Genomic DNA, 1,168 nt, shown 5'->3' on the forward strand with positions numbered 1-1,168 from the left:
GGTAAGTACTGCACCTGATCTCAACCAACTCACACCAGAAACTGTTCAACTAACCGAACCCAGTAACTAGCCCCCGTCCCCAGGCAGTCATCGTTGAAGTCGTACCCAGGGTTATGCACCATGCACCCCCCTTCCCCATCACCATTACCGATAAAGAGATAGCTGCCAGGACAATGCTCAAGCATCACTGCAAAATCTTCACTGGCAGCAATAGGTGCCATGTCTTGAATCACCCCCTCTTCACCCAACCAATCAACAGCGACCTGTCGGGCAAACGCAGTAAGCTGAGGATCATTGATCAAGGGTGGCAATGATTCTTCCCTATCAACCTCCACACTGACACTGGCACCGAAGCTAAGCGCCTGAGCTTGGGCAACCTGGACAATCCGCTTGAGAAGGTCGGCACGAACGTTAGGCTTCAAGGCGCGCACACATAGTTGGAGTACTGCATGCCCCGGAATGACATTGGGCGCCTCACCAGAATGAAAGGAGCCCACAGTGATCACCGCCGTCTCCAGAGGATCCGTATTGCGCGACACAATACTCTGCAGAGCCATGACAATTACCCCTCCAGTAAGTATGGGGTCAATGGCTTTATGTGGCATTCCGCCATGCCCGCCCGTACCATCAATTCGAATTTCAACCGTATCGGTGGAGGCCATGAACGGTCCGGCCCGAAAACCCAACTTCCCTACTGGCAACCCAGGCATGTTGTGCATACCGAACAACGCATTACAGGGAAATCGCTCCAGGAGACCATCATCCAGCATTTTCTGAGCGCCCCCATCGCTTTCTTCGGCGGGCTGAAAGATGACCACCAGCGTACCGTCGAACTGCCGGCTGTTGGCTAGGTGCTGCGCGGCAGCCAGCAGCATTGCAGTATGGCCGTCATGACCACAGGCATGCATGGCGCCTGGATGCTGGCTCGCATAAGGCAATCCGGTCTGCTCCTGAATCGGCAGTGCATCCATATCTGCCCGAATACCAATGACCTTACTTCCACAACCTTGCTGCAAACGCCCTACAACACCAGTCCCCCCAAAGCCACGATGCACCTCAAACCCCCACGACTCGAGCTTGGCAGCAACCAGATCTGAGGTTTTGAACTCCTTAAGGCTGAGCTCCGGATAAGCATGAAGCTGACGGCGCAACTCAATCATTTCAGCTT

General features: G+C 54.4%; 1 protein-coding gene. It reads right to left on the minus strand.

Annotation, left to right across the window (positions count from 1 at the left end; translation table 11 throughout):
• Positions 1 to 29: 29 nt before the first annotated feature.
• Positions 30 to 1,160 (minus strand): M20 aminoacylase family protein, encoded by a 1,131-nt coding sequence (locus AC1DVH_RS31475; RefSeq protein WP_477757072.1) that lies wholly within the window; start codon positions 1,158 to 1,160, stop codon positions 30 to 32.
• Positions 1,161 to 1,168: the final 8 nt, after the last annotated feature.

This window comes from Pseudomonas sp. P4_C3, from assembly GCF_056402075.1.